A 26,665-nucleotide genomic window follows, 5' to 3' on the forward strand; every position below is an offset into this window, starting at 1 on the left:
GAGCGCGGTTGGGGAATTTTGCTGAGCCTCGTCAGTAGGTGGTGATCGATCCATCGTCGTGTCTGATCCGAACCCACAGCCCGAAGCCCTGTGCGGGCCCGGCGCTGATGACCGTTCCATCGGCCGCGGCGACGATCGGTGAGCCCAGTGAGTCGGCGATGTCGACACCGCCGTGTTGTGTCCCGCTTCGGGTGCCGAAATTCGAGGTGACCAGTCCGCTGCTGGGTGCGACAGCAGACGCAGTACCTCGGGAGGTGGCCGAGCCACCGGACGTGGAACCGCGCTGCTGTGCTGCATCAGGAACAGAATCTTCGGGCGCGGTCGTCTCGGATGCGGGAGGGGTGTCGGTGGTGCCGGGCACGGGCGAATCGCGGCCGGTGTTGCCCGTCACCGGATCCTGTTCCCCACCTCGGTCGCCGTCATGCGGGACTGCGGGGTCGAGGGCGTCGACCTGGAGCGATGCGGCGATACGAAGGGCCAGGAGTGGGTCGAGAGTCGCCAACGGGGCCAGGCAGGACAGGGACTGCGCCGGGGCATTCGAGACTCCACGGGCGATGGCGTCGACGATGCATCCTGCCGACGCGGACACCGGGCCGGCGGTGTCCGCGATGACGCCGCCGGCCTGGGCGGCGGCCCACGTCGAGGATGCGAAGGCTGCGAGGTCTGCCACCGCGATCGGATCGGTACCGATTGTCGCGGCCCGATCGGCCAGGCGGATCAACCGGCTGACGGCGTCGGCGGTCTGCTGACCTTCGACCTCGTCCCGGACTCCACGGCCGGTTGACCCGGATTCGCTTCGGCTACCGGGGCGTGCAGGAACACCGCACCGAGTGCGGCACCGACGATCACGTATGTCCGCGCACCTCGGCATGCGCGACGTCGCCCGCCGCTCGGCGTCGTCTTTCCCGCGTTGTTCACGTGGTCACCCCACCCTTCTCGTTGAATGCCGGTCACGATCGCAGTGGATGCCGTGTCGGCCGTGGGTCAGTGTTGCGTGATCCCATCGACACCACAAGCCCCTTCTGTCACACTCTCGACTGCATTCGTCGCTGTTTCGCCTATCGATTCGGCGTCGAAAGTGAGTGCTTTGCACAGTAACTCGACGATTCGACGCCTTTTTATGCGTGCCGATGCCGGTCATGGGGGTCATCCCAATCGTTATTACTATGCAACATAGTATTTAGATATCGGCGTCAGCTCTCCGGCAACGGTGAGACCCCGTGTGCGCTCAGCAGGACATCGATCTGACCGACCTCGGCGGTTTGCGCGGAGGCGATCGAGCCCGCGAGCGCGGCGACAGCGGGAACTGTCGCGTTTGCTGCTCCCTGCTCTGCCATCGGGATTCCCCCACGATGGTGGCGGCGGAGCAGTTGTAGATACCGGCCGTCGAATTCTTCGGCGTTCATCCGGCGAAGTGCCGTCAGCTCGGCGGTACTGGCCATGCCGGGCATCGACGTCGCGTCCTGTCCGCTGTCGTTCGCGGACGCGCTCATGTCCATCGGGTGACCCCCTGTCGAGCTGGCCCCGGTCATCCACGTCATCGTCGGGCCGTCGGGCAGATATGGCCTGTCCCACAGTGTCAACCAGCCTTGCATCGTGCCGACTTGGCTCTGCTGCGAGGTCAACACGTCGAAGGCGAGGGTCCGGATGACCGGATCCGTCGAGCGTCCCAACGCCATCGCCGACATCTCGATCGCCTGGTTGTGATGGACCGACATGTCCTGCGCGAAACCCACATCCACCGAATTCGATGCCGGTACGGCCACTCGTGCGCTGTCCGGTGTGAGCAGTACGCCGATGAGGACGCCGGACAGGACGAGAGCTGTCACCGCCAAGCCGATGAGCAGTGCCCTGGGCCTGGATCTGGGTCCCGTTTCCGCGGCGTCATTCTGTGCACTGTCGTTCTGTGCATCGTCGATCTGGGCATCGTCGGCCTGGCCGTGCACGGTCATCGACTCCCCTCCCCCATCGGCGCTGGCGCACTGTCGAGGGCCGGGTCTTCCTCGAGGGGCACCGCGTCCGGTCCTGGCTCGCTGGCGTCGAACGGCGGCGGGTTGTCGGGATCGAACGCGCCGGGAATGGTCGAGCAACTGGCTCCGCTCTCGGGGTGGGTCGAGGGGTTCTGTCGCAGAGCAGCGACGAACTGAGTGATGCGCCGGTCGGAGGCATTGTCGAGCTCGAGTCGATGGCCCCACGACTGCAGCGTGATCGGTGCCGTCAGGCCCGGGTAGGGCGACATCATCGTGTAGGGCTCGCCCTCGACCCGCCCGGCGAGTGAACCGACCTCGTCGGAGGAGACCCGGTTCGGGTCGTACGTCACCCACACCGCCCCGTGTTCGAGCGAATGAACCGCGTTCTCGCTGCGTAGCGGGACGGGGTACACCACTCCGGTACACGTCGCCCAGGTCTGGTCGTGAGGGCCGCCGAACGGCGGACTCTGATCGTAGGCAACTCTCTGAGCTGGTTCGACGTGCCGCGCGGCCGGATACTCGACCTCGACGACGCCGTCGATGCCGCGGGAGGGGTCCGGGTCGTCGGCGGTCGGCGCGAACCGCTCGGCCTGATTGCGTTCGAGGACGCGGGGGGCCAGGTTGTATCCGATCGCACCGACGAGCACGACGATGACGACACCCGCGCCTATCACCGCCCAGGGAGCGCGCACGCCCCCGGGCACTCCGGCTGGGCGTGATCGCCGAGTCGAGCTCCGTCGGCCTCGGGCGGGGTTTCTGCTGCTGTTCATATTGCTCCTCCATCAAATACTATGCACCATAGTATTTGAATCAAGGTCCCAGGAAGCCCCTACGCACGACAGGACGGCCGATGCCGGTGTTCCGCGCACCCTCAACTGCTCGCGGGCAGCTTGCCCTTCATGTGCTGGCCTACAACGGTGCACGCCTGCTCTTCGTGTGTGTCGCCGCAGGAGTGCTTTTGGCCGTCGACGCACTGACGAGCCTTGACATTTCCTTCGTGTTGGTACTGCTTGGCGCACTTGCAGCAAGCCTGCCGCTGTCGGCACTGACCCTGAGGAAGCTCCGCCGAACCATCAATGCGGACATCGAAGCAGTCGATCGCACGCGCTCGATCAAGAAGCGAGGCCCCGCGGCGGGACGACCCGGCACCGACAAACCGTGACGTCGGCGCACGGACTTCGGCGTTGGCGTTGGCGTTGGCGTTGGCGGATCGTCCGTGTCGGTCACTGTTCGCCGACCCATTCGACGGACGCTTCGGCGTCCGGCTCGATGTCTAGTAGTTCCAGGGTGCGGTGCATCAGAGTCTCGATCCGATACTCGAGATCATCGACGAGGTCAGGCACATCGGCCAGAGCGGCGTGGGCACGGCGGCGGGCATCGACACCGATTAGCTAGTAGTCCGAGCCTGGTGCAGCTGACACCGGGTGCGGTGGTGTGCCGGTGACGTCAGTTTCCCGCTCGCCACGACCGCGTCGCCACGACAGGGGCGGGCGTGGATCGCGCCGGGGCAGTCGCCCGGAGCGGTGAGCAGCGATGACCGCCCCGACCGCTACCTGGGGCATCGGGTCGGCGGGAAACGGCACGACCCCACCGGTCGATCGGAACGGCGACGGGGCCTGGACGCACCGGCCACCTGCACATACCGGGAAAAGTCTCCCCCGGTACGTGCTCGGTGAGTAGTAGCGTCGAGGGGTAGCGATAGAACCGCAGGACAGTACGCCAGCGTTCCCACATCTCGGCGGGACGGAAGCCTTCCGACTCATCGGCTGATATCCGGACACTGTGCCGCCCACCGATCCACAGGGATGGAACTGACCACGCGCGGATGGGCCGCGAGTTCGTGCTACTTGAGCACGCAAATTACACCGCTGGGTGGGCTTGTCACCGAGGTCGGCAGACGAGGTGCAGGTGGGAGTTCGATTGCTTCCGAAGGGAATACGAACACCGAAGAACCGCCGAGTGAGCTGCACCTCATCGACTTGCGGCTCCGTACACGGCCGGGAGACTTGGTTGCATGACATCTTCTGTGGCACTCAGCCGCGAAACAGCCGTCGGCGCGGAGGCGCGACTGTCGTGGATACTGTCCGCGCTGGCCGGAATGGTGGGTGCTGTCGCATTTCTGCATTCGGCGGGGTATTTCGTGACGTTCATGACCGGCAACACCGAACGCGCCGTCATCGGGCATTTCGGCAGTCCGGAAGGTAAGCCCGTTGCACCCGGCGCATCGCCGTGGGCGGCGCTGGCTTTGATGGGTGCCTTTCTGGCGGGAGTGGTGATCGCGTCGATCTGCCGCCGCCGATACTGGTCCAATCACCCACACGGAGCAACAGTTGTCACGACCATCGCCCTCGCCGCGGCAGGGCTCATCGATATCGGGATATCCGGCTGGGCGTCCGACGACGTAAATTTCTATCCCATTCTGTTGGTTGCGTTCGCTCTCGGCGCGCTCAACACAGCATTCACGAAACGAGAAGAAACCTACATCCCCCTGAGCTACGTCACCGGCACCGTCGTCAAACTGGGCCAAGGGATCGAAAGACACCTACTGGGCGGCGGTACTTACCTCGACTGGCTTTGCTATGCAATGCTTCTCGGGTCCTTCGCAGCCGGAGGCGCAGCCGGGGCTCTGATCGGTGCCGCGATCACCGGACCTCAAGTACTCCTGGTTACCGCAGCCATCAGCCTGCTTGCAAGCATCTTCACCTTCACTCACACCGAGCGACGATCCCTATGGGGATAGGTCTATTCCCGGCCAGCGAAAACCTACGGGTCCGCGCTCCCGAGATCGTTCTGCTCCACCGGCGGACTCGACCAACAGAAACACTGTCGCAACGTGAATCAATCGGTTTGAGCGTGTGGAGAGGATGTTCGATACACACCATCTCTCGCTTGGCCCTGATCTCTTCGCCAAGGCGTCAGCGATGCCGGTAGTTGCTAGGTGGGTTGGGAGGTCGGTGCCGAAACCGTCAATAGTCGGCGACGCCGACGAGCGAGCTCGGTTTCGCAGCTACGTCGTGCACGGCCGCATCGGTCCCCGTGTGCGATCCGGATCGGAGCCATTGCCGACGACGGATACGGCAGATTCTGGGTCTCCCGCTGTGGACAACCGCGGGTGGTTCGCCCGCATCGCTACGCGTTGGCCATCGCGCTCGGTGGGTCGATCGATGAGTCGGTGAACGCATTGCACATGTCCGACAACCCGATCTGTGTACGAGTGACGCTGGACGAGGCGCAGCAACAGCCTCTTCACGTGGTCGACGGGAACCAATCGCAGAATCTGCGCGACATGGCCGCGAAAGGTCGCGGCGGTGGACGCCGCCGACCCGGGCTTTGGTACGGGCCGGATCGAGCCGCACGGGCGACGCGCGCCGGTTGCGTACGGCGGTACGCCATGGCCGAGACGACGTATCGGTGCAGGCAGCCTACTGAAGAGCGGTACACCCACGCTGTTCTCTCTAGCGTCGACGGATCGCAACCCACAGTCCGCAACGTCGGCAGATATAGGCAGCTCCCCCTGCCAGGGAGTGCAACTTCACGGTCGGGAAATCGCGACCACAGCAGGAACAGGCCGAGGTGCCGTCACTCTCACTGGACAGATTCATGAGCAAGCCCTTTCCGTCGAGAGTGACGGGAGAAGTTCGGCACTCCGTCTCCTTCCGCGTAATCGAATTCTACGACCTGTGCGCTGCCAACTTCAGCACGGATATACCGTGGGTGGATGGAGATCACCCTGCAGTATTTCGACGGTTGCCCGAACTGGACGGTCACTGCTGAACGGTTGCAGCTCCTCGCCGCGGAACACTCGGACGCCGTGCTCGTCTATCAACGCGTGGACACGGTGGACATGGCCGAACAGGTGCGTTTTCGTGGCTCTCCGACCGTTCTCGTCGACGGCGTCGACGTCATGGGCGACACATCCGCCGCAGTCGGTCTGGCCTGCCGTGTGTACATGACAGGTGACGGGCCGGCGGGTGCGCCGAGCATGGCTCAGCTCCGGGAAGCCATCCTCGGCTGACACCCGAATCGGGATACCCCAGGGGGTACTCATTGGTATCGTCGGTGACATACAGTCAGCTGATCGGCATGGTCGACGGGGCACAGCTCCGGAGGCCGGTTTGCTGAAAGCACTGACGGTGTTCGGCGTGCTGTTAATGCCTTCGGTGACACCGAACAATGAAGGTGATACAGCCGTGCTCGGGGGCCCGCATCCCTTTTTGAGTGCGGAGTCGCGGACGTCGCTGAATCCGGCGGTCGTCGATCCGACGAGATGTCCCGTGCGGGCGTTCTTCATCCCGCAGATGCGGGCCGTCCCGTCTCGACGGACCAGGGATCGACGCAGTTCGCAACCGTCGACACCGACGGCAACCTGATCGCCTTGCATAACGACGCCCCCGCACCCGAGGGACAGTTCTACCCGTCGCTCGACGGACGAGGGCGCACGATTGAAATTGGCTCGGCGCGGCGACTGCCGTCACCACTGACCGATCGACCCGCTCTTGGCAGGACCACTCAAGAGCCCATCGGACCACACATGATCACACCCGCAGCGGCGAGGGCACCGAACACGATCGGACTCGCGGTGATCGAGAGGACGATCAAGGACAGTTGGGTGCGGGCCCGCGCGTGCACGGGGGTGGACACAGCGACGGTGAGGCGATGAGCACGAGCGAGCACGTCGCCTCCGCTCGCGCCGAGGGCACCCGCGGGAGCGACGGACGAACCAGTGAGGGCGAGCAGACCACCGAGTAGCGCCCGCCGACCATGGGAGCGGGCAGCGCTGTCGTCCGCGCACATCTCGAGCAGCAGGGCGATCTCGGTCGCCCCGTCGCGGAACAACCGCATCCATGGAGCTGCCGCGGCGAGTCCGCGAACAGAGGCGAGCAGCAGGTGATGGCGACCGATTAGGTGAGCACGTTCGTGCGCCAAGACGGCGCCTAACTGATCCGGGACGAGTGCATCCAGGGCACCAGTAGTGATCACGATGGTCTTCGGACGGCCAGCAACGCAGTAGGCGAGCCGATCCGCGGTGTCGACGACCACCGCGTCGGTACCGGGCAGGCGTTGGCCGATCACCCTCGCCGTCCGGGCGTGGCGAAGCGTGTGCGTTCGCATCCGCAGCATGCCCCGCCCAGCCCTCCACACCACCAACGGAAGCGCCGCCGCAGCGACCGCGGAGACTGCTATCAGTGTTCCCTGAAGCAGTGCTGCGGCACGGCCGTCGATCGACCGGAGCACCTCGACGACGCACGCTGACACCCAGTGAGCGTCTCTGTTCCAATGCACCGCTTCGGTGACGAGCATGATCGCCGCGCCGGTCCAGGTCAGGATCACCACCGCCATTGCTGCACTCCAGGCAGCTATCCCGAGCTGCGGAGCGATGCCCCGGCGGGTCAGTCGCGCGAGCACAGGCGGACCGGCTACCGAGACCACGAGCCCGTAGAGCAGCAGGCACAGAGTCAGAGTCATCGCGACTGGCCGGGGTCGGTCAGTCTGCGCAACGCTCTTCGCACACGCTCCGACTCTTCGTCGCTCATCTGCTCGACGAAATGGGTGAGCACCAGGTCCGACTTGCCGCCCGCAGCGAACGCGTGACGCATCAGCCGGGCACTGTGCTCCTCGCGAGACAACGTCGGCCAGTAGTCGAACGCCTTGCCCCTACGGGTGCGCTCCAACCAGCCCTTACGGTGCAGGTTGTCCATCGTCGACATCACCGTGGTGTAGGCAATCACCCGCTGCTCGGCCAATTCGTCGAACAACTCCCGCACGGTGCTTCGCGCACCGCGGGCCCACAGGCGATCCATCACTACCGCCTCGAGTTCACCGAATCCGTTCACCCGCACCTATCGCCTCCTGCCCTGTCGTCTCCTGATCCTAGGGTCGTCGGTAACACGACATCTACTATCTATGTACGTACTCAGTATATGGTCGTGATGTCCCGTCTCCTCGGGACCAGAATTGAGGGAGATTCCGATGACCGAACTGATGACCAACCTGCAGACGTGGTGGGATTGCCAGATCATGATGGCCACCGGCATGTGTGGGGACATGTGCGCCGCAATGATGTGTTGCTGACCGGCTGACGACCTGCGATAGGATACTTCCCCCGACTTCCCGAAAGTCGGGGGAAGCTTGCCGGGCGAGCCTCTCGCGCGGCGTCGTACAGAACGAATCGACAGGGCGAGCGCAGTCTTTGACGATTGCGTACGGACGAAGACCAGGCTTGCCGAAGCCCTGCTGATCTGATCTCGTAACTCTCCTCGGCGACGGGGTGCCGGCGACGACGCTGCGCTTCCACGAAAGCGAGGGGCTGCTGCCGGCGGACCGAGCCCCGAACGGGTACCGCGTCTACGACAAACGAGCACAGCAACGGTTGGCGTTCATCACCGCCGCGAAAAGCTCGAAACTGACGCTGCCACAGATCAAGACGATGCTGCGCGCATGGGAGAACGACTCCTGCGCCGCTGTGAAGACCGGGCTGCGGCCAACACTGCGCGAGCACATCACCCGGGAGGAGGAGTCGATCGCGCAGCTCACCGAGCTGCATGCCGCAATGACCGGTGCGTTCGATCGTCTCGACGACACTCCCGACGCGTCGGCGCGCCGTTCGACCCGCAATGCAGCTGGTTGACCTCGGCCTCCTCGCCGTCTCGGACGGATTCGGCGAGTAGGGAATCGAAAGCGCCTTCGTAGCAGGTGCCACCGCGATCGGGAAGTCGGCGATCTCGACCGCGCCGTACGGAGCAACTGCGGTTTGTCGCGTGCGTCCGCAGGTCCGGTGACCGGGTCCCACACCACGGAGGTGTTCTTCGTCGTGCCGTCGTCCTGTCTCAGTACGGCACGACGAGGATCGGACTCGTGCCGACGAGACCGGGGCCGAGCATTCACGCATAGCGATCATACCGGGCTTAGATGCTATCATCGTTGCATGACGATCAATAAGGATGGCCGCCTGCCCGGCGGTTCCACGTCGACTTTCGATGCGGCAGTGTCGTTGTTCCACAGCCTTTCCGATGCGACACGGTTGGCTATCGTTCGCCGTCTCGCCAGCAGGGAGGTGCGTGTAGCGGACCTGGTGAGCGAGCTGGGGCTGGCACAGTCGACGGTATCGGCGCACATGGCGTGCCTGCGGGACTGCGGATTGGTCGTCGGTCGCCCCCAGGGCCGGCAGGTGTTCTACTCCCTCGTCCGGCCGGAACTGTTGGACCTGCTCGCTTCGGCCGAGACCCTCCTCGCCGTCACGGGGAACGCGGTGGCACTCTGCCCGGTTTACGGCACCGCGCCCGCCGGGTCGGCGGTGACCGGATGAGCGACGCATGCGGCTGCGGCCACGACGAACCCCGCCTGGACGGCGACGAGGAGCACGAACCCGACAAGCTGTGGCAGATCACCGAGATCCGAGCTGCCGCGGTGGCCGGTGCACTGCTGGCGGCAGGGCTGATCATTGACTGGATCGGCGGCCCTGATCGGCTGACCCTGGTGCTCGAATCACTCGCGTTGATCGTCGCCGGCTACACCTTCGTCCCGTCGACCCTTCGGCGGCTCGCGCGCGGCAAGATCGGTGTCGGCACCCTGATGACCATCGCGGCGGTCGGTGCCGTGATCCTTGGTGAGGTCGGCGAGGCCGCGATGCTCGCGTTCTTGTTCGCGATCAGCGAGGGCCTCGAGGAGTACGCGGTCGCCCGCACACGGCGAGGTCTACGGGCACTGTTGTCCCTGGTTCCCGACACCGCCACAGTCCGACGAGACGGCCTCGAGCAGGCGGTGTCGCCGACCGAGTTGATGCTCGGGGAGATGATGATCGTCAAGCCCGGCGAGCGCATCGCCACCGACGGCACCATCCGCCGCGGCACCACCGCGCTCGACACCTCGGCGATCACCGGCGAATCGGTGCCCGTCGAGGCCGGGCCCGGCGACGACGTGTATGCCGGGGCGATCAACGGAACCGGCGTTCTCGAGGTGGAGGTCTCCGCACGTGCCGAGGACAACTCGCTGGCCAAGATCGTCCGGATCGTCGAGGCCGAGCAGTCCCGCAAGGGTGAGGCTCAGCGGTTGGCCGACACGATCGCCAGGCCCCTGGTGCCGGCAATCATGGTCGCCGCCGCCCTCATCGCCGCCGTGGGCAGCCTGCTCGGCGAACCACGGGTATGGATCGAACGCGCACTGGTCGTCCTCGTCGCCGCCTCACCGTGCGCACTGGCCATCGCCGTCCCGGTCACCGTCGTCGCGGCGATCGGCGCCGCCAGCAAACTCGGCGTCCTGGTCAAGGGAGGCTCAGCTCTTGAGGCGCTGGGCCGCATCCGCGTGATCGCGCTCGACAAGACCGGCACCCTGACCCGCAACAAGCCGGTCGTCATCGACGTCGCCACCGCGGACGGTGCGACCCGCGAACAGGTCCTCGCCGTGGCCGCAGCGCTGGAAGTGCGCAGCGAGCACCCCCTGGCCGCGGCGATCCTCGCCGCCGTCGACGACCACACACCCGCCGACGACGTCGTCGCAGTCACCGGAGCCGGCCTCACCGGCCGCCTCTGCGGCGACGACGTCCGCCTCGGCCGACCAGGGTGGATCGACCCCGGCCCGCTGGCCGCGGACGTGGAACGGATGCAGCACGCCGGAGCCACCGCCGTCCTCGTCGAACAGGACGGCCGCACCCTCGGCGCGATAGCGGTCCGCGACGAACTGCGACCCGAAGCCGCGGAAGTCGTCGCCGGTCTCCGCCGCGACGGGTACCACGTCGCGATGCTCACCGGGGACAACGAACGCACCGCCCGCGCACTGGCCGCCGACGTCGGCATCGAGGAGGTCCACGCGGATCTGCGACCGGAGGACAAAGCACGCATCATCGGCGACCTGAAGGGCCGCCGGTCGACCGCGATGGTCGGCGACGGCGTCAACGACGCCCCCGCACTGGCCACCGCCGACCTCGGTATCGCCATGGGCGCCATGGGCACCGACGTGGCCATCGAGACCGCCGACGTCGCCCTGATGGGTGAGGACCTGCGGCACCTGCCGCACGCCCTGGCCCACGCGCGCCGATCCCGACGCATCATGCTGCAGAACGTCGGGCTGTCGCTGGCGATCATCACCGTGCTGATGCCGCTCGCCCTGTTCGGAATCCTCGGCCTGGCCGCGGTGGTGCTGGTGCACGAACTCGCCGAGATCGTGGTCATCGCCAACGGAGTCCGCGCCGGCCGCACCCACCCCCTGTCCGCCGCAGCGGTGCCCGCACCTGCCCCGGCAGCAGCCGAGGCCTGGACATGAGCCCAGACCCCACTTCGGGCCCGATGCCGGGTGTCTCGACCGGGGGACGCTCGGCGACTCGATCCCGGTGGACCCTGGCGATCGTCGTCGCCGTCCTCGTCGCGGCGGCACTCGCGGCCGACCCCGTCGCCCGCCGCGCACTCTCCGACGGCCGCGTCATCGAACTGGGGTTGCTGCAACTCAGGCTTGCCTACAACAGCGGTGTCGCCTTCAGCGTCGGGAACGGGCTGCCGCCAGGGGTCATCATCGCGGTCACCGCCATCATCACTCTCGCCATCGCCGTGTACGCGTGGCGCACCGTCCCCGTCGGCTCACTGACCGGGACGGTGGGGCTGTCGGCGGTCGTCGCCGGAGCGGCCGCCAACGTCATCGACCGCGCTGCCGACGGCCGCGTGACGGACTACTTCCACACCGGATGGTGGCCCACCTTCAACCTCGCCGACACCTACCTCACATGCGGCGTAGTCCTGGTCGTCCTCGCGTCGCTCCGGGAGGGCCGAACCCGCGTCGATCCCACGGGCACGGAGCAACGATCCGTATGACTGCTCCCCGACCTCGAATCCGATCGACCTCCATGACGGTCGCGTGCGGCACCGGGGGCGTCCGGTTACATCCTCACCGACGCCCGGTGCGGCAGTGATCACCACCATCGCCGCGGCAGTGGCGATGTTCGCCGGCACCAACATCGACGACATCGTCGTGCTGACGGTGCTGTTCGTCGCCTCCGCCAGCCAGGGTAGGCCGCGGGCGTGGCAGATCGTCACCGGCCAGTACCTCGGCCTGATCACCCTCGTCGCGACCAGCGTCGTCGCCGCTCTGGGACTGGTGATCGTGCCGCAAGAATGGGTCGGGCTACTCGGTGTGCTGCCCCTGTCGCTGGGGCTCTGGACGCTGATCCGCTGGCTGCGCAGCGACGACGAGGACGAACCCCCGGTCGCTGCCACCGGAATGGCAGGCGTTGCTGCCATCACCATCGCCAACGGTGCCGACAACATCGCCGTCTACACCCCGGTCTTTCGGACGCTCGGTCCACCACAGACCGCAGTCACCATCGCCGTGTTCCTGATCTGCGTCGGGATCTGGTGCTACGCCGGCAGGCTGCTGGGCACTCGCAGGAAGGTCGTCGACACTCTCGAACGGGTCGAGCACTGGCTCGTCCCAGCGGTGTTCATCGGCTTGGGTCTCTTCATCCTCCTCGAATCCGGAGTTCTCGCCCGGCTGATCGCCGCCGCGTCATGACCGACACCCGCTCGCGCGCAGCCTGCGGAACCGCTACGGCCCGACTCAGATCGGTTCCCGCCACCGCCCGGTGGCGTCACCTCCATGCCATCGATCGAAGCGTGAGGGTGAGCAAAGGGCGGCGCATCGATACTCGGTCGATCCGTCGGCGATCATCAGATCGACCACGGTGCGACAATCGGACCGGACTTGCCGAATCGACCGCCGAGTAGGCGTCGCTGACCCCGATCATCTGTGTCCGAGCGGTGTGTGGACAGACGAGCCACGCTCGTCCGCGCGGGCGCGGAGTCGTATTCGTCGCCGGAAGGTTAGGTTCGGCAGCCCTTATAGACTCGCTCGGTGCCCAGAGACTTCAACCGCCCGAAACGCCCCAGTGTGCGCTTAGCGCACGATTTGGGCAGATTCGGTGACGCACCGGGTCTGATATCGGTGAACGAGACGATCACCTACCGCGACCTGGACGAGCGCATCGACCGGCAGGCGGCCAGACTTGGACGTGGCCGTCGTCTGGTACTGATCGCCGGCACCAACAAGGTCGAGGTCGTCGTCACCTACCTCGCGGCGCTGCGTGCAGGACACCCCGTACTGCTGGCCTCGGACGACAATCCCGACCATCTCGACGGGCTCATCGACACATATCGGCCCGATGTGGTGGTGCGCACCCTCGACGGCAACACAGTCGTCGAAGAACTCGATCGACAATCCAGACATGAGCTGCACCCTGATCTCGCGTTGCTGCTGAGCACCTCGGGTTCGACCGGATCACCCAAACTCGTCCGTCTCTCGCACGACAACGTGCAGGCCAACGCCGAGTCGATTGCCGAATACCTGGGCATCCGCCCCACCGACCGTGCCGTGACCACGCTACCCATGCACTACTGCTATGGGCTTTCGGTCGTCCACAGCCACCTCCTGCGCGGTGCCGCCTTGATTCTGACCAACTCTTCGGTCACAGATACTCGACTGTGGGACCTTGCGCGCACCCACCGCGCCTCCACCTTCGCGGGTGTGCCGTACACCTTCGATCTGCTCGACCGTATCGGGTTCGAACAGCTGAATCTTCACGACCTGCGGTACGTCACGCAGGCCGGCGGAAAGCTGTCGCCCGATCGCGTCCGCACGTATGCCGAGCTGGGCCGACGCCAGGGATGGGACTTGTTCGTCATGTACGGGCAAACGGAGGCGACCGCCCGAATGGCGTATCTGCCACCGGATCTTGCCGCCGCTCATCCGCATTCCATCGGACGGCCGATTCCCGACGGGTCCTTTCGGCTCGATCCGGTCGCGGATGCCCCGGACGGGACGGGTGAGCTCGTCTATTCGGGGCCGAACGTCATGCTCGGCTACGCACACGACCCCGGCGACTTGCGCCTGGGTGACACGCTCGCCGGCGAGCTGCGAACAGGCGACCTGGCCCGGCGAACGGCCGATGGACTGTACGAAGTGGTCGGCCGACGCAGCCGTTTCGCGAAAGTGTTCGGTCTACGTATCGATCTGCACCGCGTCGAGTCCGCGCTCGCACACCTGGGATTGACCGTGTGCTGCACCGACGGCACGGACGAACTCGTCGTCGTCGCGGAGAACGCTGACGTCGCCGACGTGCGACGCTTGACAGCACAGTTCAGCGGCCTTCCCGCAACAGCAGTTCGGGTGTGTGTCGTCGATGAGCTGCCGCGCACCTCCACCGGCAAACCCGATGCGCGAGCGGTCGCGGAATTCGCAGGCAAGCCCGGCCCTGTTCAGCCCACCTCGACGACGACAAAGCCCGAGACCACCGATGTCAAAGCGATGTATGCCGAGGTCCTGCATCACGCAAGGGTCGACGACGACAGCACGTTCGTGAGCTTGGGCGGTGACTCTTTGTCGTATGTGCGGATGTCCATTCGGCTGGAGGAGCTGCTCGGTCACCTCCCGGCGGACTGGCACAACACCCGAGTCGTGGACTTCGTTCAGGCACCGCACCTGCGCCGCGGCTGGCGACGGGTGGAGACCAACGTTGTGCTGCGCGCCCTTGCGATCGTGCTGATCACCGGCTCGCACATACACCTGTTTTCGGTGCTCGGCGGGGCGCACGTGCTTCTCGGAATCGCCGGCTACAACTTCGCCCGCTTCCACCTCGGCGCGGTCGATCGCACCGCCCGCGCACGCAATGCTGTGCGCAGCGTCGCTCGGATCGCCATCCCCAGCATGGTGTGGATCGGGGCCATCATCGCTCTGACCGGGGACTACCGCATCACCAGTGCATTGCTGCTCAACGGAATCTTCGGCCCGGACGGTTGGTCTGTCGAATGGCGATACTGGTTCGTCGAGGCGATTGTGTACATCGTCCTCGTAGCCGCCGCTGTGCTCTATGTTCCGGCGGTCGCACGTCTCGAACGCAGTCACCCGTTCTGGTTTCCTATGGGGTTGGTGGCATTGGGCCTGGTTACCCGTTACGGATTGATCGAGATCGACGACAGCCGCAATCGCATTCTGACCGCGGCGGTTGTCTTCTGGTTGTTCGCCCTCGGCTGGGCCGCCGCCCGGGCGCAGACCGTGTGGCATCGAGTGGGGGTCACCGCGGCAATCGTGCTATCGATTCCCGGGTTCTTCTTCGGCGACATCCAGCGAGAAGTCATCGTGATTGTCGGACTTTGCCTGCTGGTGTGGCTCACATCCGTCCCATGTCCCGCAGTTGTGGGCCGGGTTGCGGGGGTGTTGGCAAGCGCGTCACTCTACATCTACCTGACCCATTTTCAGGTCTATCTACCGCTGCGCGACGACCATCCCTGGACAGCATTCGCCCTGTCGATCGTCGTGGGGGTTGTCTACTGGCAGGCCGCGACCTTCGTGCTCGCCCGTCTACCGTGGAGCGGGACAGGGCCGGGCATTAGGTTTGCCAATCCTCTAAGTACCATGGCGGCGGGGACGACCGGAGGTGGTCCGGTAAATGCGAAGGACGGACGATGAGCAAGCGGATCGAACTGATGGCGGGCCTCGCACTGGCGACCGCGGCACTGTTGACGGTGTCGGGGTGTTCGAGCGCTGAGTCCGACCCGGGCGGGGACAACCGGATCACCGTCTACAACGCCCAACACGAGTCGCTGACGAAAGAATGGGCCGACGCGTTCACCTCGGAGACCGGCATCGAGGTCGACCTGCGCCAAGGGAGCGATACCGAACTCGGCAACCAACTCGTAGCGGAGGGTGACCGATCGCCAGCGGATGTGTTCCTCACGGAGAACTCTCCGGCGATGACGCTCGTCGAGAACGCGGGTCTGTTCACCGACGTCGACCAGGCCGTGCTGGCCCAGGTTCCGAGCCAATACCGCCCGTCGAACGGCAAGTGGACGGGTATCGCCGCCCGCTCGACCGTGTTCGCCTACAACACGGACATGCTGACCCCCGATCAGCTCCCGGCCTCACTCCTGGACCTGCAGGACCCCGCCTGGAAGGACCGCTGGGCAGCATCGCCGTCGGGAGCCGATTTCCAAGCCATCGTCAGTGCGCTGCTCGAGTTGAAAGGCGAGGACGCTACACGCACCTGGTTGGAGGGGATGAAGAACAACGTCCGCGCCTACAACGGTAACGGCACGGTGATGAAAGCCGTCAACGCCGGAGAAATCCCGGGCGGCGTGATCTACCACTACTACTGGTTCGGCGATCAGGCCAAGACCGGAGAGAACAGCAGTAACGTCGCCCTGCACTACTTCAAGAACGAAGACCCCGGCGCATTTGTCAGCGTCTCCGGCGGCGGCGTCCTGCAGTCCAGCGCGAAACAGGATGCAGCGCAGCAGTTCCTGGCGTTCGTCACCGGACCGAAGGGTCAGGAAGTTCTGCGGGACGGGATGTCGTTCGAGTACTCGGTGGGCAGCGAAGTGGCGGCCAACGCGGATCTGGTCCCCTTGACCGAACTGCAGGCCCCGCAGGTGGACCCGGCGAAGCTCAACAGCCCGAAGGTCACCGAGCTCATGACCGAAGCCGGTTTGCTCTGATTCCAACGACGAACGGTCGAGAACAACGGGGGCCGGCCCACACGCTGCGGTGCCCAGCAGGCCGGTCGCGTATGCCCTTGCCTCTGGCTGTCACCGCAGTGATTGTCGTGGCGATCTCGCTCATCCCGCTCGGGTACGTGATCGTGGAGAGCGTGGACACCGGCTGGGCCACCGCGTCGGCGCTGCTGTTCCGATCGCGGGTCCGCGAATTGTTGGCCAACACCGTGATGTTGGTAGTGATCACGGTGCCCATCTGTGTCGCAATCGGCGTCGCGGCTGCTTGGTTGGTCGAGCGCACACGAGTATTCGGAGCGAAGGTGTGGGCGGTATTGCTTGCCGCGCCGCTGGCTGTCCCGGCGTTCGTGAACGGCTACTCGTGGGTGACGGCGATCCCTTCCCTCGGCGGGCTGCGCGGCGGCGTTCTGATCGCAACGCTCTCGTATTTTCCTCTCGTCTACATTCCCGTGGCCGCGACGCTACGCAGGCTCGACCCCGCGGTCGAGGAATCGGCGCGAGGACTCGGAATCGGACCGTGGGCAGTGTTCTTTCGCGTCGTGGTGCCGCAGCTGCGGCTGGCAATCGCCGGCGGCGCGCTTCTGGTCGCGTTGCACCTACTCGCCGAATACGGTGCCTTCGTCTTCATCCGCTTCGACACATTCACTACAGCGATTTTCGAGCAGTATCAATCGACGTTCAACGGAGCGGCGGCGACCATGCTCGCCGGGGTGCTGGTATTGCTGTGCCTCACATTGTTGGTGATCGAAGCGGTTGTGCGTGGCAGTGCCAGGTATGCCCGCATCGGCTCGGGTGCAGCCCGCCCGGCCGTGCCTGCAGAACTCGGTTGGCAGTATTCGCCGATCGCGCTCGTCTTCCTGGGGATGTTGATCGCACTGTCTCTCGGAGTCCCGATCGCCAGTGTTCTGCGGTGGCTTGTCGTCGGCGGCAGCGCGGTGTGGGAGTGGGACGAAATCTCGTCCGCGCTGCTGCAGACGCTCGGGTTCGGAATTGCCGGTGCGGTCATGACGTGTGCACTCGCGTTCCCGGTCGCGTGGATCTCGATTCGCCACCGCGGACGGTTCAGCCGTGTCCTCGAGGGCGGTACCTACATCTCGAGTTCGTTGCCCGGCATCGTGGTTGCGTTGGCGTTCGTCACCGTCGCCATTCGGTACGCAAATCCGCTGTATCAAACAGTTGTCGTCGTGATCGCGGCCTACGCATTGCTCTTCCTGCCACGCGCATTGGTCAACCTGCGGGCGGGGCTCGCGCAGGCGCCCGTCGGGTTGGACGAGGCGGCTCGGTCGCTGGGTCTGTCACCGCTGTCGAGTTTCTTTCGGGTGACTCTCAGATTGGCTGCGCCGGCCACCGCAGCGGGCGGTGCGTTGGTGTTCTTGGGGATCGTGAACGAGTTGACCGCGACATTGCTGCTGGCACCGACCGGAACCCGCACTCTGTCGATGCAGTTCTGGTCGCTGAGCAGCGAGATCGACTACTCGGGGGCTGCTCCGTACGCGTTGATCATGATCGTGCTGTCTCTGCCCATGACCTACGTTCTCTTCTCCCAGTCGAAAAAGGCGGCAGGACTATGACATACGCGGTGGAGGTGGATGGGCTGGACAAGTCGTTCGGTCCTGTGACGGTGCTACGTCGTGTTGAGTTCGCTGTCGATGCCGGGTCGACCACAGCCATCGTCGGACCGTCCGGTTGCGGTAAGACGACGCTGCTGCGTCTGATCGCGGGTTTCGACAAACCCGACGCAGGCACTGTCGCACTGACCGGGAAGGTCGTCGCGGGATCCGGCTGGACGCCTGCGCACCGAAGGTCGGTGGGGTACGTCGCCCAGGACGGGGCACTGTTCCCACACGCCACGGTCGGCGCGAACATCGGGTTCGGCCTGCCACGCCGTGCCCGCACCGTCTCGAAGATCACCGAACTGCTCGAGATGGTGTCGCTGGATTCGTCCTACGCCTCACGTCGACCCGACCAGCTCTCCGGCGGCCAGCAGCAACGGGTCGCGCTCGCGCGGGCGCTGGCGCGTGAACCTGAATTGATGCTGCTCGACGAACCGTTCTCGGCACTCGATGCCGGCTTGCGGGCGAACACTCGACGGATCGTCGCCGACGTCCTCGCCAAGGCTGGGATCACCACCATCCTCGTCACCCACGATCAACCCGAGGCCCTGTCGTTCGCCGACCGGGTTGCGGTGATGAGCTCGGGCAGGCTCGCACAGATCGGTACACCTCGTGAAATCTATTCCCGCCCTGTGGACGTCACCACCGCGGAATTCATCGGTGACGCCGTGATCTTGACGGCCCACATCGAGAACGGCCGTGCCCGCTGCGCCCTCGGCGACGTCGCCGTCGCCCCTTCCCCGAACGCCATCGAAGGTGCAGCCCGAATCATGTTGCGGCCGGAGCAAATCGAGGTGACCACCGACGGCGCGGGTGCATCGGGGGCCGTCGTCGACGTGGAGTACTTCGGGTCGGAGATGCTGCTCGGGATCCGCCTCGACACCGCGGACACCGCTATGGCCCAGCGGGTCACCGTGCGCCGCTTCGGCGCCACGGCTCTGACGCCCGGCGACAGGGTCGCCATCCGCGTCATCGGCGACGCCGTAGTGTACGACCTGTGAGAGAGCTACTCAGTGTGAGGCAGCCTCTCGCGTCCTGCTCGATCATGCGATCGATGCCGAACAATGTGCGTAGTTAGTGGGCAGACTTGCACCATCCAGACTGAGGCAACGCCCCGGAGGCAATCACGTCTCGACCCCAAGCATGGAACGGGCCGGCCGGCATCGACTGTCACCGCCGTCTACGATCCGCACGCGGGTTGATGTCTTGAAGGTGGTGGGCGGCTTCGTCGTCATCCAAACTGGGGGCATCGATTGCGTTGCTTGCAAATCTGGTGGCCCGCACTAAGTCTTCTTTCTTTCGAGGACGGACTCCCCCTGAGCGGCGGAAGAACCCACTGATTCCGATTTCCCACGCACACCACCACCATCGCGAGCGGTAATCGGTCCTGGAACACAGAGGCAAGCAGGAGACGTTCACCCGCGCACAATCAGACGACGGTTAGATGGATCAGTGCAATGCTGAGTGCGACGACGATTCCCGCGATGAACCGGGCTGCATATCGAGTGATCCGGTAATTTGACATCGCTGCCCATCAACATGCGGTCAGAGGTGAACCGCACCAACGGAATCAGCGCGATCGGAATACCGAAGGACAACACGACCTGCGAGACGACGAGAGCGCGACTGGGGTCAACCCCAGCGGCGAGGATCGCCAGTGCCGGAACCAGCCGCCGCACACGATCGGGATGCGCTTGCGTGGACGGTGCACGCCTGCTTTTCGTGTGTGTCGCTGCAGGAGCGATCGTGACCATCGACGCACTGACCAGTCTCGACATCCCCTTCGTGTTGGTACTTCTCACCGCGCTTGCCGCTGTCGGCACTGACCCTCAGGAAACGTCGCCGAACCATCAACGCAGACATCGATGCAGTGGATCGGAAGCGCACCGCGAGACGAGGTCCAGCGACACGACCACCCCGTACCAAGAGACCGTGAAGCCCGCGTGCGAACTTTCGACACAGACCCGGTCGTCGTTCGGTGCAATGTTCGCTGACTCACTCACAACAGGGGTCGCTCCTGCGGGGTGACACCTGGGATCGTCGCGCGCTGAAGACTATTGCTCGCACTCCGGCATTTCCGCATCTAAGAACTCGAGAAGTTCCCTGAGCAGTCGGTCTGCGCGGTTTTCGACATCGGCAAGAACCGAATCGACGTCGTCGAGGAGCGCGTGGGAGTGCCTTCGTGCGAGTGTGCCGCGTTCGTAGTAACCAGGGTCGAGCGAGACCGCCGATGCAGGCTCGAGCGTAAAGACACGCTTTGGGTTCGTCTCTCGGACGGGGGGCGGTATGTGCGTGGGAGCGCGTCCCCCGAGGTGTGCTCGAACGATATCGGCTATTCCCCGGGAGGTGAGAGGGGTTGCGACCAGCGGGGTATGGCCCCACCGGTCGATCGTGGTCAACAACGGCCGTTCGCTGCCTGGGTCGAGATGAGTAACGGAGTCGGCGAGTTCGGTTCCGTCGACGTGCTCGATGGCGTCGGCGAGCATGCGTGTGCTGGGGTGCCGCTCGCCGTGGGCCAGGACCTCGTACCAGCGCCTGTACACCTTTCTCGGTGATGCGCCCGCCCTCACGAGCTCCAACGAAGTGACGGCATGTACACCGGTGCCCGTTTCGATTGTGAGGGCATCGAATTCGGGTTCGACGGCGACATCTCTTATTCGCAGTGCCGCGATCTCGGTGTATGGCAGCCCGGCCGCGGCAAGAGTGAGGACCAGTGCATCTCGGCGAGCGAACAACGCCGCCGGCCACCCTGTTCCGGGGAGGCGCGTGACGATGCCGCCGATCCGAGTTGCGGTGTCGCGCAAACGCGCTGCACGCAGCGCGTCCAGAGCCGCTCGCACGCTCTGACCGCGACCCGGCGGGGGCAGGGCGCGGTCTCGATGAACAGCGTCGATGACGGCGATGCGACGACGTTGCGTTGCCGGCGCGGCAGGGTTGGCTCGGAGGAACCGAACGAACAACTCCGGTGAGACCGGCAACGCCGACTGATCATGAGCGGTGCACCAGTCCGCGAACAGCGACCACGTGTGTCGACCCCGTTCCGGGACAGTGTCGTTCGATACTGGAGTTGTTCGGACAAGGTCGGTGTTGTCGCCGCTCGTCGAGGTGTCGGTGCCGTGCATGAGGGTCACAAGCCGAGATCGTTCACGGCGTTGCCGACCAGAGGCGCGTTCTCGCGGGCATAGATTTCGACCATTCCCGGGCTTCTGTGTCCGGTCTGTCGCATGATCGCGTGTGCGTCGGCACCGTTACGGAACGCTTGAGTGACGAATCCGGCACGCAGTGAATGTCCGCCCAGCTGGGCGAGAAGGTCTGCGTCGTAGCCGGCGCGGCCGGCGCGGCGGCGGATCGCGGCGTGCACTGCCGCACCCGACAGTGCGGTCTGGGATAGGTTGCCGTTCTTGCGGATCGACCGGAACAGCGCCGACCGCGTGTCAGCGGTGGGCAGGGTGCTGTGGCAGAGATGGGAGTCGAACTTCGCTGCGCGGGAAAGCAAACGAATGATCGCGGTTCTGCCACCGGTATCGAATGCAGCAACGATCTGCAGCCAGCGAACCCACGCGCAGACCGGGCATGATTCGTGCCGGTCGGTGAACGGCAGCGCCTTCACCGTTCCGGTTCCGTCCTGGTCGGTCTTCGAGTGCCGCAGGCGGACATGCGCACCGTCGAGGCGATCGCGGCGCACATCACGACATTCGAGGTCCACGAGTTCGCTGCGCCGAAATGCCCCGGAGTACCCCATCAGCAGTAGTGCGGTGTCGCGGCGTTCGAGCACTTCACTGGCCCAGCCGGTGACACCGGCACGTGCTACGTCAACGATGGCAGTGATATCGGACGTCAGGAGTGGGGCGCGGGGATTGCGGGGGCGCTCCCCCGCGGCGGCGTAGTCTCGGCGGATACCGGCGAGGGTGGCGCGCACCATCTCGTGGCCACACGGGGTGTCGTGGCCGAGCCCGCGGTGACGGTCGGTGATCGCAGCGACCCATTTGCCGAAGGTCGACGGTGCATACGCCCGGACTCCGTCGACGGTCAGCGAGTCCGCCGCGTCAACGAGATACGCAGCCACGGTCGCAGGGTGCGCCGGCAACGAGATGTGCCCGGCGGCAGTGCACCAGGTCTCGAATCGCCGCCACGCCGAATCGTAGGCGCGGCGGGTTGCGGCAGACCGCGCCGACGCCATCGACCGTTCGATACGCGCAGCCACCTCGGCCGACAGGTCCGGAAACACCACCGCACCACTCACCAGGGCAACTGAATCTGCGTCCAGGACCTCACCGAGCTGCCGTTCTGCCATGGCAAGAACTGTAGTGCGCACCTCCGACAGGCTTTTTGATTTCAAAACACGCTCACCTGGTGTTTCGCCGGGGATGGTGCGGGAAAATGGGCGTACGACGGCCTGCAGTACCACTTCTCGGTGCTCTGAGCGTCGGTTGAGGAGCAGAAGTTTGCTCCGTACACGGCCGCACCGGTCTGTTCGAATTGCTCGACAGTTGAGTATCCCTGGGACGGGTCGCAAGCGTAGCCGTCGAGGACTTGTCCGGCCACGAGATCAGGTCGTTCCACTGAGCAGTAGCTCTTTGGACGGGAAACCCGTCGAATCTCCTTCACTTTGACACCTACACCGGCAGCTCGTGGCGGGGTCGCAGCCCTACGAGGACCTAGTCGGGGCGTGACACCCGAATAGTTCTCGAGTACGCGGCTCGGAATTATCGGGAACTTCCGGGACCGCTGGCCCGACTACTGCACGAGTAGGACCGGCTGAGCGCCCAGTGCAGCCCGAGGAGAAGGAACCGAAACACGCAGATGTCCACCAGTGAAATCGATCGACCGCCTGCGCCCGGTGACACCCCGCCTTCGGTGACGAAGATCCCGTTGTGGCCACAGATCAGGCCGTTCGTGCTGCGGTTGCACTTTTATGCCGGCATCCTGGTCGGACCGTTTCTGCTGATCGCGGCCGTGACCGGCCTGCTGTACACCATCAGCCCGCAGTTGTCGGACTACGTTCATCGCCACGAACTGACAGTCGATCAGGTCGGCGATCAGCAGCTGCCGCTCAGTGAGCAGGTCGCCGCGGCCCGGGCCGCCCACCCAGAAGGCTCGATCACCGAGGTCCGGCCCCCCATCGACGCCGAGAGCACCCACCCGTGTCGTGCTGGCGGTCGACGACGTTCCCGAGGGGTACGGGCGGACCGTGTTCGTCGACCCTTACACCGCGCAGGTCCGCGGAGAACTGACCACGTTCGGTGAGTGGCTCCCGGTGCGCGCGTGGATCGACGAACTGCACCGCAACCTCCACCTCGGCGATCTGGGCCGTAACTACAGTGAGTTGGCCGCCAGTTGGCTGTGGGTGGTCGCACTCGGCGGGCTCGTGTTGTGGACGCCCGGGTCCGCCAACGCTCGTCCAGTGCCTCCGAAGCCGCCAGAGCTGCTCTGGTGCCGGAGCCGAGGAAGAGGGGCCGCGCCCGCGCGTTGTCGTGGCACGGCACGGTCGGGGTGTGGATCATCGCCGCTCTCCTGCCTCTCTCGGTCACCGGTTTGACGTGGTCACGGTATGCCGGAGAGACCATCGGGGACGTACGTACGGCGCTGTCGTGAACGACACCGTCGGTCGAGACTCATCCTGCCGGAACGGGCGAGAATGCAGGCGGTGATCACCACGGGGGAGACGGTGCGCCGGTCACCGACACCGTGATCGGTGAAGGCGCGGAATCGACGGTGTCGAGGCCGCCGCCCAGGGCGCGGGCCTGCAGGCACCGATGAAGCTCGTTCCTCCCGCCGAAGAGGGACAGGCATGGAAAGTGCAAGAGGCCAAACGTGATTGGCCCACACGCTACGATTCGGTAGCCGTCGATGCCGCGTCGGGCCAGGTGATCGACAAGGTCGAGTTCGCGAACTGGCCGCTCATGGCCAAGATGACCAACTGGACCATCGACGCCCACATGGGCATCCTGTTCGGACTCGTCAACCAGATCCTGTTGGCGCTCACCGCTATCGGTCTGATCGCCGTCATCCTTCGCGGCTACCGGATGTGGTGGCTGCGGTGCCCGACCCGGGCACGAGGAATCAGGTTCGGACCACCTGCCAAACGCGGGGCGCTGCGCCGGATGCCGCCGTGGGCCGCGGTAACCGCGGTAGTGATCGCAGTGATCCTGGGCTGGTACATGCCGTTGTTCGGAATAACACTGGCAGTGTTCGTCGCCGTCGACGTCGCTCTGGGACTACGTCACCACCGTCGATCGCGCGGAACCACACTCGAATCCGCGTCGCTGCCGTCGCGGGAAGAACGAGCCGACGCGGATCGAGCACCGGGTATCGATGCACACAATCGGCAGGACGCGTCGTGATCGCTGATAGTTCGCTGCGGTGGATCACCACAGCACTGTTCGTGTTCGCGGCCGGATACTGCGTGTACCGCATCATCCGCGCCGCGCAGTGGAACGTACGGATCGACCACGGGTTCCACCTCGTGATGTGCGCGGCCATGATTGCGATGGCGTGGCCGTGGGGGCTCGGCGTCCCGCTGTTACCGCAGGGAGTGTTCTTTGCCGCGGCGACGGTGTGGTTCGCGATCTCCGCAGCACGCACGGCACCGGGCACGACCGGTGTCGACGAGCACCCCCACGGACCTGCGATGGGCAGCTATCACGTGTTCATGATGGCTGCGATGGTGTGGATGGTCGCGGTGATGGCCGGGTGGCTTCCCGGCACCGCCGCGCACGATCACACCGCCGACGCCGCCGACGGTGACATGTCCGGAATGGGCGCGCACGCACACACCCCCGACATGGACATGAGCAGTCCTGACCATACGGCCGCGATGAGCGGACCGGGATGGATCTCCGCGGTATCACTCACGCTCACAGTCGTCTTCGCTGTCGCAGCGATCGTGTGGCTCTACCGTCTGTTCGTCGCCGAACAGAGCACTGCTCTCGCACCTGTACATCCTTCGCCTGGATCGCAGGCAGGTAATATCGCCGTCGATGCGCTACCGGCGTCGCGGCCGCAGAGTGTCGCTGCGGCGTGCGAGGTGGCGATGGCAGCCGGAATGGCGATCATGATGGGCGTCGTGTAACACCGATGATCGACCGACGCCACTGCAGTACAGCGACATCGAACGAGGCTATGTGACAACCGATTCACCGCACCATATTTCGCGCACACGCCAGTCGCTGTGTGTGCGTTACGTCCTTGCGATCGCGCTCGTATGCGCGGCCGCGTTGGTCGTTGTCGTCACCGTCCGCTCGGGGGACACCCGACACGCAGCCAGCGGTGACTCGTTCCCTGGCACCTTCACATCGCTTCTGTACGTCCTGCTCCGTTTCACCGTCTCACTCGCCGCCGCGATCACGATGGGCTCATTGGTATACGGGATAGTCTGTACCCGTTTCTGCCGTGTGGGCCGGGTCGGTCCCGACGGATACGCGACCCTGCTCACTGCTGGCCGATCGAGCCTGAGAACCGTCTGACGCTCCCTCGCTCGAGCAGTTCGCGACCTTCTGGCGGTTTGACTTCGTCACCGGCGGCGCGGCAGTCGTCCTGATCGCGCTGTACGGGTGGGCAGTTCTGCGGTTGCGACGGCGCGGAGATCAGTGGCCCCTCGGGCGTACCATCGCCTGGATGACCGGGTGCCTGGCGTTGCTGGTGGCGACGAGTTCAGGTCTCGCTGCATACGGTTCGGCGATGTTCAGCGTCAATATGGGTGCGCACATGACGCTCAACATGTTCGTTCCGGTCCTGCTCGTGCTCGGCGGGCCGGTCACGCTCGCGTTGCGGGCGCTGCCCCCAGCTCGGGAGGACAGGATGCCGGGACCGCGGGAATGGATCGTGTGGGTGGTCCATTCACCACTGATGCGAGTGCTGTCGAACCCCGCCGTCGCGGTCGGGTTGTTCGTCCTCTCCATCTATGCAGTGTATTTCAGCCCGCTGTTCGACGAGCTGGTCCGCTACCACTGGGGACACGAGGTGATGAATATCCACTTCATCGTCACCGGGTACCTCTACTACTGGGTCATCATCGGCATCGACCCCGGACTGCACCGGGTTCAGGCCGCACGAAGGAACGCAGCTGGGATCCACGAGCAACTCGTAACGTTCGATCACCAGGATCAGTGATGCGCGCAGCCCTATGCTTCCTGCAATGCGCATTCCCCCATCCCGCCCCGAAAGATGCTGGTCTATACCGTTGTGTAGGAGATGTCGGTCATGCCGTTCACGGGATGGCACGTACCGCGGCGTCGAGAGCACCGGGTGTGCTCAGGGCGATCGGTTCGCCGTTGAGCAGGACTGTGGGAGTGGCGTTGATGGTCTTGAGCACCGACTGGGTGGAGTCGGCCACCCAGTCGGTGTAGTGGCCGCCGGTGATGCAGTCGCCGGCGGTGTCGGGAACTCCCGCTGCGACAGCGATATCGGTCAGTTGCTCGTCGCTCAGCCCCGAACCGCCTTCGGCGGGCTGCTGCCCGTATACGGCGGCGGATCAGGAGTGTCGCCCGGGGTCCTGCTCGGTCTGGGGTCTGCTCACCGTCGGTGGCGCAGCGAGCCGACAGGGCGAGCACAGGACCAAACCGGGGGCGGACTGCACGACCGCCTCCGATTCGGG

Annotated in this window: 24 protein-coding genes and 3 pseudogenes; 17 read left to right on the top strand and 10 right to left on the bottom strand. The window is 65.2% G+C overall.

Features of this window, described 5'->3' with window-relative positions:
• Positions 1-31: 31 nt before the first annotated feature.
• From MTX34_RS24325 to MTX34_RS24340, 4 genes are all read right to left on the bottom strand, one after another.
• The gene (locus tag MTX34_RS24325; protein ID WP_243611097.1) at positions 32-721 is read right to left on the bottom strand and encodes a M23 family metallopeptidase; all 690 of its coding nucleotides are present in this window, start codon (positions 719-721) and stop codon (positions 32-34) included.
• Positions 718-954 (bottom strand): hypothetical protein, encoded by a 237-nt coding sequence (locus MTX34_RS24330; RefSeq protein WP_232433764.1) that lies wholly within the window; start codon positions 952-954, stop codon positions 718-720. The genes MTX34_RS24325 and MTX34_RS24330 overlap by 4 nt, the downstream gene beginning before the upstream one ends.
• 239 nt (positions 955-1,193) lie before the next feature.
• The gene (locus tag MTX34_RS24335; RefSeq protein WP_008720482.1) at positions 1,194-1,952 is read right to left on the bottom strand and encodes a DUF305 domain-containing protein; all 759 of its coding nucleotides are present in this window, start codon (positions 1,950-1,952) and stop codon (positions 1,194-1,196) included.
• Positions 1,949-2,740 carry a DUF3105 domain-containing protein gene (locus tag MTX34_RS24340; RefSeq protein WP_032373348.1) on the bottom strand — a complete coding sequence of 264 codons (792 nt, stop codon included), beginning with the start codon at positions 2,738-2,740 and terminating at the stop codon, positions 1,949-1,951. The genes MTX34_RS24335 and MTX34_RS24340 overlap by 4 nt, the downstream gene beginning before the upstream one ends.
• A gap of 80 nt (positions 2,741-2,820) precedes the next feature.
• Between MTX34_RS24340 and MTX34_RS24345 the strand changes: the two genes are divergently transcribed.
• The 3 genes from MTX34_RS24345 (at position 2,821) to MTX34_RS24355 (ending at position 5,985) form a co-directional block, all read left to right on the top strand.
• Positions 2,821-3,132 (top strand): DUF4229 domain-containing protein, encoded by a 312-nt coding sequence (locus tag MTX34_RS24345; RefSeq protein WP_008720486.1) that lies wholly within the window; start codon positions 2,821-2,823, stop codon positions 3,130-3,132.
• An 852-nt stretch (positions 3,133-3,984) separates the two neighbouring features.
• A complete protein-coding gene (locus MTX34_RS24350; RefSeq protein WP_008720488.1) occupies positions 3,985-4,710 on the top strand; it encodes a YoaK family protein in 726 nt (241 codons plus the stop codon).
• A 978-nt stretch (positions 4,711-5,688) separates the two neighbouring features.
• Positions 5,689-5,985 (top strand): hypothetical protein, encoded by a 297-nt coding sequence (locus MTX34_RS24355; protein WP_008720468.1) that lies wholly within the window; start codon positions 5,689-5,691, stop codon positions 5,983-5,985.
• Positions 5,986-6,479: 494 nt separating this feature from the next.
• Here the strand turns inward: MTX34_RS24355 and MTX34_RS24360 are convergent, their stop codons facing one another.
• Positions 6,480-7,436 (bottom strand): M56 family metallopeptidase, encoded by a 957-nt coding sequence (locus tag MTX34_RS24360; protein ID WP_008720467.1) that lies wholly within the window; start codon positions 7,434-7,436, stop codon positions 6,480-6,482.
• A complete protein-coding gene (locus MTX34_RS24365; protein ID WP_008720466.1) occupies positions 7,433-7,810 on the bottom strand; it encodes a BlaI/MecI/CopY family transcriptional regulator in 378 nt (125 codons plus the stop codon). Before MTX34_RS24365 ends, MTX34_RS24360 begins: the two co-directional genes overlap by 4 nt.
• Positions 7,811-8,238: 428 nt before the next feature.
• On the opposite strand from MTX34_RS24365, the gene MTX34_RS24370 reads away from it, so the two are divergent.
• The 9 genes from MTX34_RS24370 to MTX34_RS24410 all read left to right on the top strand — a co-directional run bounded on the left by MTX34_RS24370 (position 8,239) and on the right by MTX34_RS24410 (position 19,070).
• Complete coding sequence (locus MTX34_RS24370; protein WP_008720465.1) at positions 8,239-8,598, top strand: MerR family transcriptional regulator; 360 nt, start codon at positions 8,239-8,241, stop codon at positions 8,596-8,598.
• Between the two features lie 297 nt (positions 8,599-8,895).
• Complete coding sequence (locus MTX34_RS24375; RefSeq protein WP_008720464.1) at positions 8,896-9,276, top strand: helix-turn-helix transcriptional regulator; 381 nt, start codon at positions 8,896-8,898, stop codon at positions 9,274-9,276.
• Positions 9,273-11,228 carry a cation-translocating P-type ATPase gene (locus MTX34_RS24380; RefSeq protein WP_008720463.1) on the top strand — a complete coding sequence of 652 codons (1,956 nt, stop codon included), beginning with the start codon at positions 9,273-9,275 and terminating at the stop codon, positions 11,226-11,228. The genes MTX34_RS24375 and MTX34_RS24380 overlap by 4 nt, the downstream gene beginning before the upstream one ends.
• Positions 11,225-11,770, top strand: coding sequence for a signal peptidase II (locus MTX34_RS24385; RefSeq protein WP_008720462.1), 546 nt, complete (start codon positions 11,225-11,227; stop codon positions 11,768-11,770). Before MTX34_RS24380 ends, MTX34_RS24385 begins: the two co-directional genes overlap by 4 nt.
• Positions 11,771-11,864: 94 nt before the next feature.
• On the top strand, positions 11,865-12,467 hold the full coding sequence (locus MTX34_RS24390; protein ID WP_008720461.1) for a cadmium resistance transporter: 603 nt from the start codon (positions 11,865-11,867) through the stop codon (positions 12,465-12,467).
• Between the two features lie 375 nt (positions 12,468-12,842).
• Positions 12,843-15,416: an AMP-binding protein gene (locus MTX34_RS24395; RefSeq protein ID WP_080733224.1), complete on the top strand. Its 2,574-nt coding sequence runs from the start codon at positions 12,843-12,845 to the stop codon at positions 15,414-15,416.
• Entirely contained in the window at positions 15,413-16,441 is a 1,029-nt protein-coding gene (locus tag MTX34_RS24400) for an iron ABC transporter substrate-binding protein (protein WP_008720459.1), read from the top strand. Before MTX34_RS24395 ends, MTX34_RS24400 begins: the two co-directional genes overlap by 4 nt.
• 71 nt (positions 16,442-16,512) lie before the next feature.
• The gene (locus MTX34_RS24405; protein WP_080733225.1) at positions 16,513-18,027 is read left to right on the top strand and encodes an iron ABC transporter permease; all 1,515 of its coding nucleotides are present in this window, start codon (positions 16,513-16,515) and stop codon (positions 18,025-18,027) included.
• Positions 18,024-19,070 carry an ABC transporter ATP-binding protein gene (locus tag MTX34_RS24410; protein ID WP_008720455.1) on the top strand — a complete coding sequence of 349 codons (1,047 nt, stop codon included), beginning with the start codon at positions 18,024-18,026 and terminating at the stop codon, positions 19,068-19,070. The genes MTX34_RS24405 and MTX34_RS24410 overlap by 4 nt, the downstream gene beginning before the upstream one ends.
• Positions 19,071-19,498: 428 nt before the next feature.
• On the opposite strand, the pseudogene MTX34_RS24415 reads toward MTX34_RS24410, so the two are convergent.
• Positions 19,499-19,847: pseudogene (locus MTX34_RS24415) on the bottom strand (divalent metal cation transporter).
• Between the two features lie 276 nt (positions 19,848-20,123).
• Positions 20,124-20,648 (bottom strand): hypothetical protein, encoded by a 525-nt coding sequence (locus tag MTX34_RS24420; RefSeq protein WP_230593321.1) that lies wholly within the window; start codon positions 20,646-20,648, stop codon positions 20,124-20,126.
• Between the two features lie 12 nt (positions 20,649-20,660).
• Between MTX34_RS24420 and MTX34_RS24425 the strand changes: the two genes are divergently transcribed.
• Positions 20,661-21,038: a hypothetical protein gene (locus MTX34_RS24425; RefSeq protein WP_230593320.1), complete on the top strand. Its 378-nt coding sequence runs from the start codon at positions 20,661-20,663 to the stop codon at positions 21,036-21,038.
• Between the two features lie 158 nt (positions 21,039-21,196).
• Here the strand turns inward: MTX34_RS24425 and MTX34_RS24430 are convergent, their stop codons facing one another.
• The gene (locus tag MTX34_RS24430) at positions 21,197-22,363 is read right to left on the bottom strand and encodes a site-specific integrase (protein WP_008720452.1); all 1,167 of its coding nucleotides are present in this window, start codon (positions 22,361-22,363) and stop codon (positions 21,197-21,199) included.
• A 509-nt stretch (positions 22,364-22,872) separates the two neighbouring features.
• Between MTX34_RS24430 and MTX34_RS26195 the strand changes: the two are divergent.
• The 3 genes and pseudogenes from MTX34_RS26195 to MTX34_RS24450 all read left to right on the top strand — a co-directional run.
• A pseudogene (locus MTX34_RS26195) lies at positions 22,873-24,305 on the top strand (PepSY-associated TM helix domain-containing protein); the annotation flags it as partial.
• A 104-nt stretch (positions 24,306-24,409) separates the two neighbouring features.
• On the top strand, positions 24,410-25,141 hold the full coding sequence (locus MTX34_RS24445; protein ID WP_008720441.1) for a DUF5134 domain-containing protein: 732 nt from the start codon (positions 24,410-24,412) through the stop codon (positions 25,139-25,141).
• 413 nt (positions 25,142-25,554) lie between these two features.
• Positions 25,555-26,112 (top strand): annotated as a pseudogene (locus MTX34_RS24450) (cytochrome c oxidase assembly protein); the annotation flags it as partial.
• A gap of 166 nt (positions 26,113-26,278) precedes the next feature.
• On the opposite strand, the gene MTX34_RS25870 reads toward MTX34_RS24450, so the two are convergent.
• Complete coding sequence (locus MTX34_RS25870; protein WP_268987753.1) at positions 26,279-26,404, bottom strand: hypothetical protein; 126 nt, start codon at positions 26,402-26,404, stop codon at positions 26,279-26,281.
• Positions 26,405-26,416: 12 nt separating this feature from the next.
• Between MTX34_RS25870 and MTX34_RS24455 the strand changes: the two genes are divergently transcribed.
• Positions 26,417-26,665 (top strand): hypothetical protein (locus MTX34_RS24455; RefSeq protein ID WP_206511185.1); only part of this gene is annotated, 249 nt, incomplete at its 3' end.

Source organism: Rhodococcus sp. ARC_M5 (assembly GCF_022810405.1).
Classification (GTDB): domain Bacteria; phylum Actinomycetota; class Actinomycetes; order Mycobacteriales; family Mycobacteriaceae; genus Rhodococcoides; species Rhodococcoides navarretei.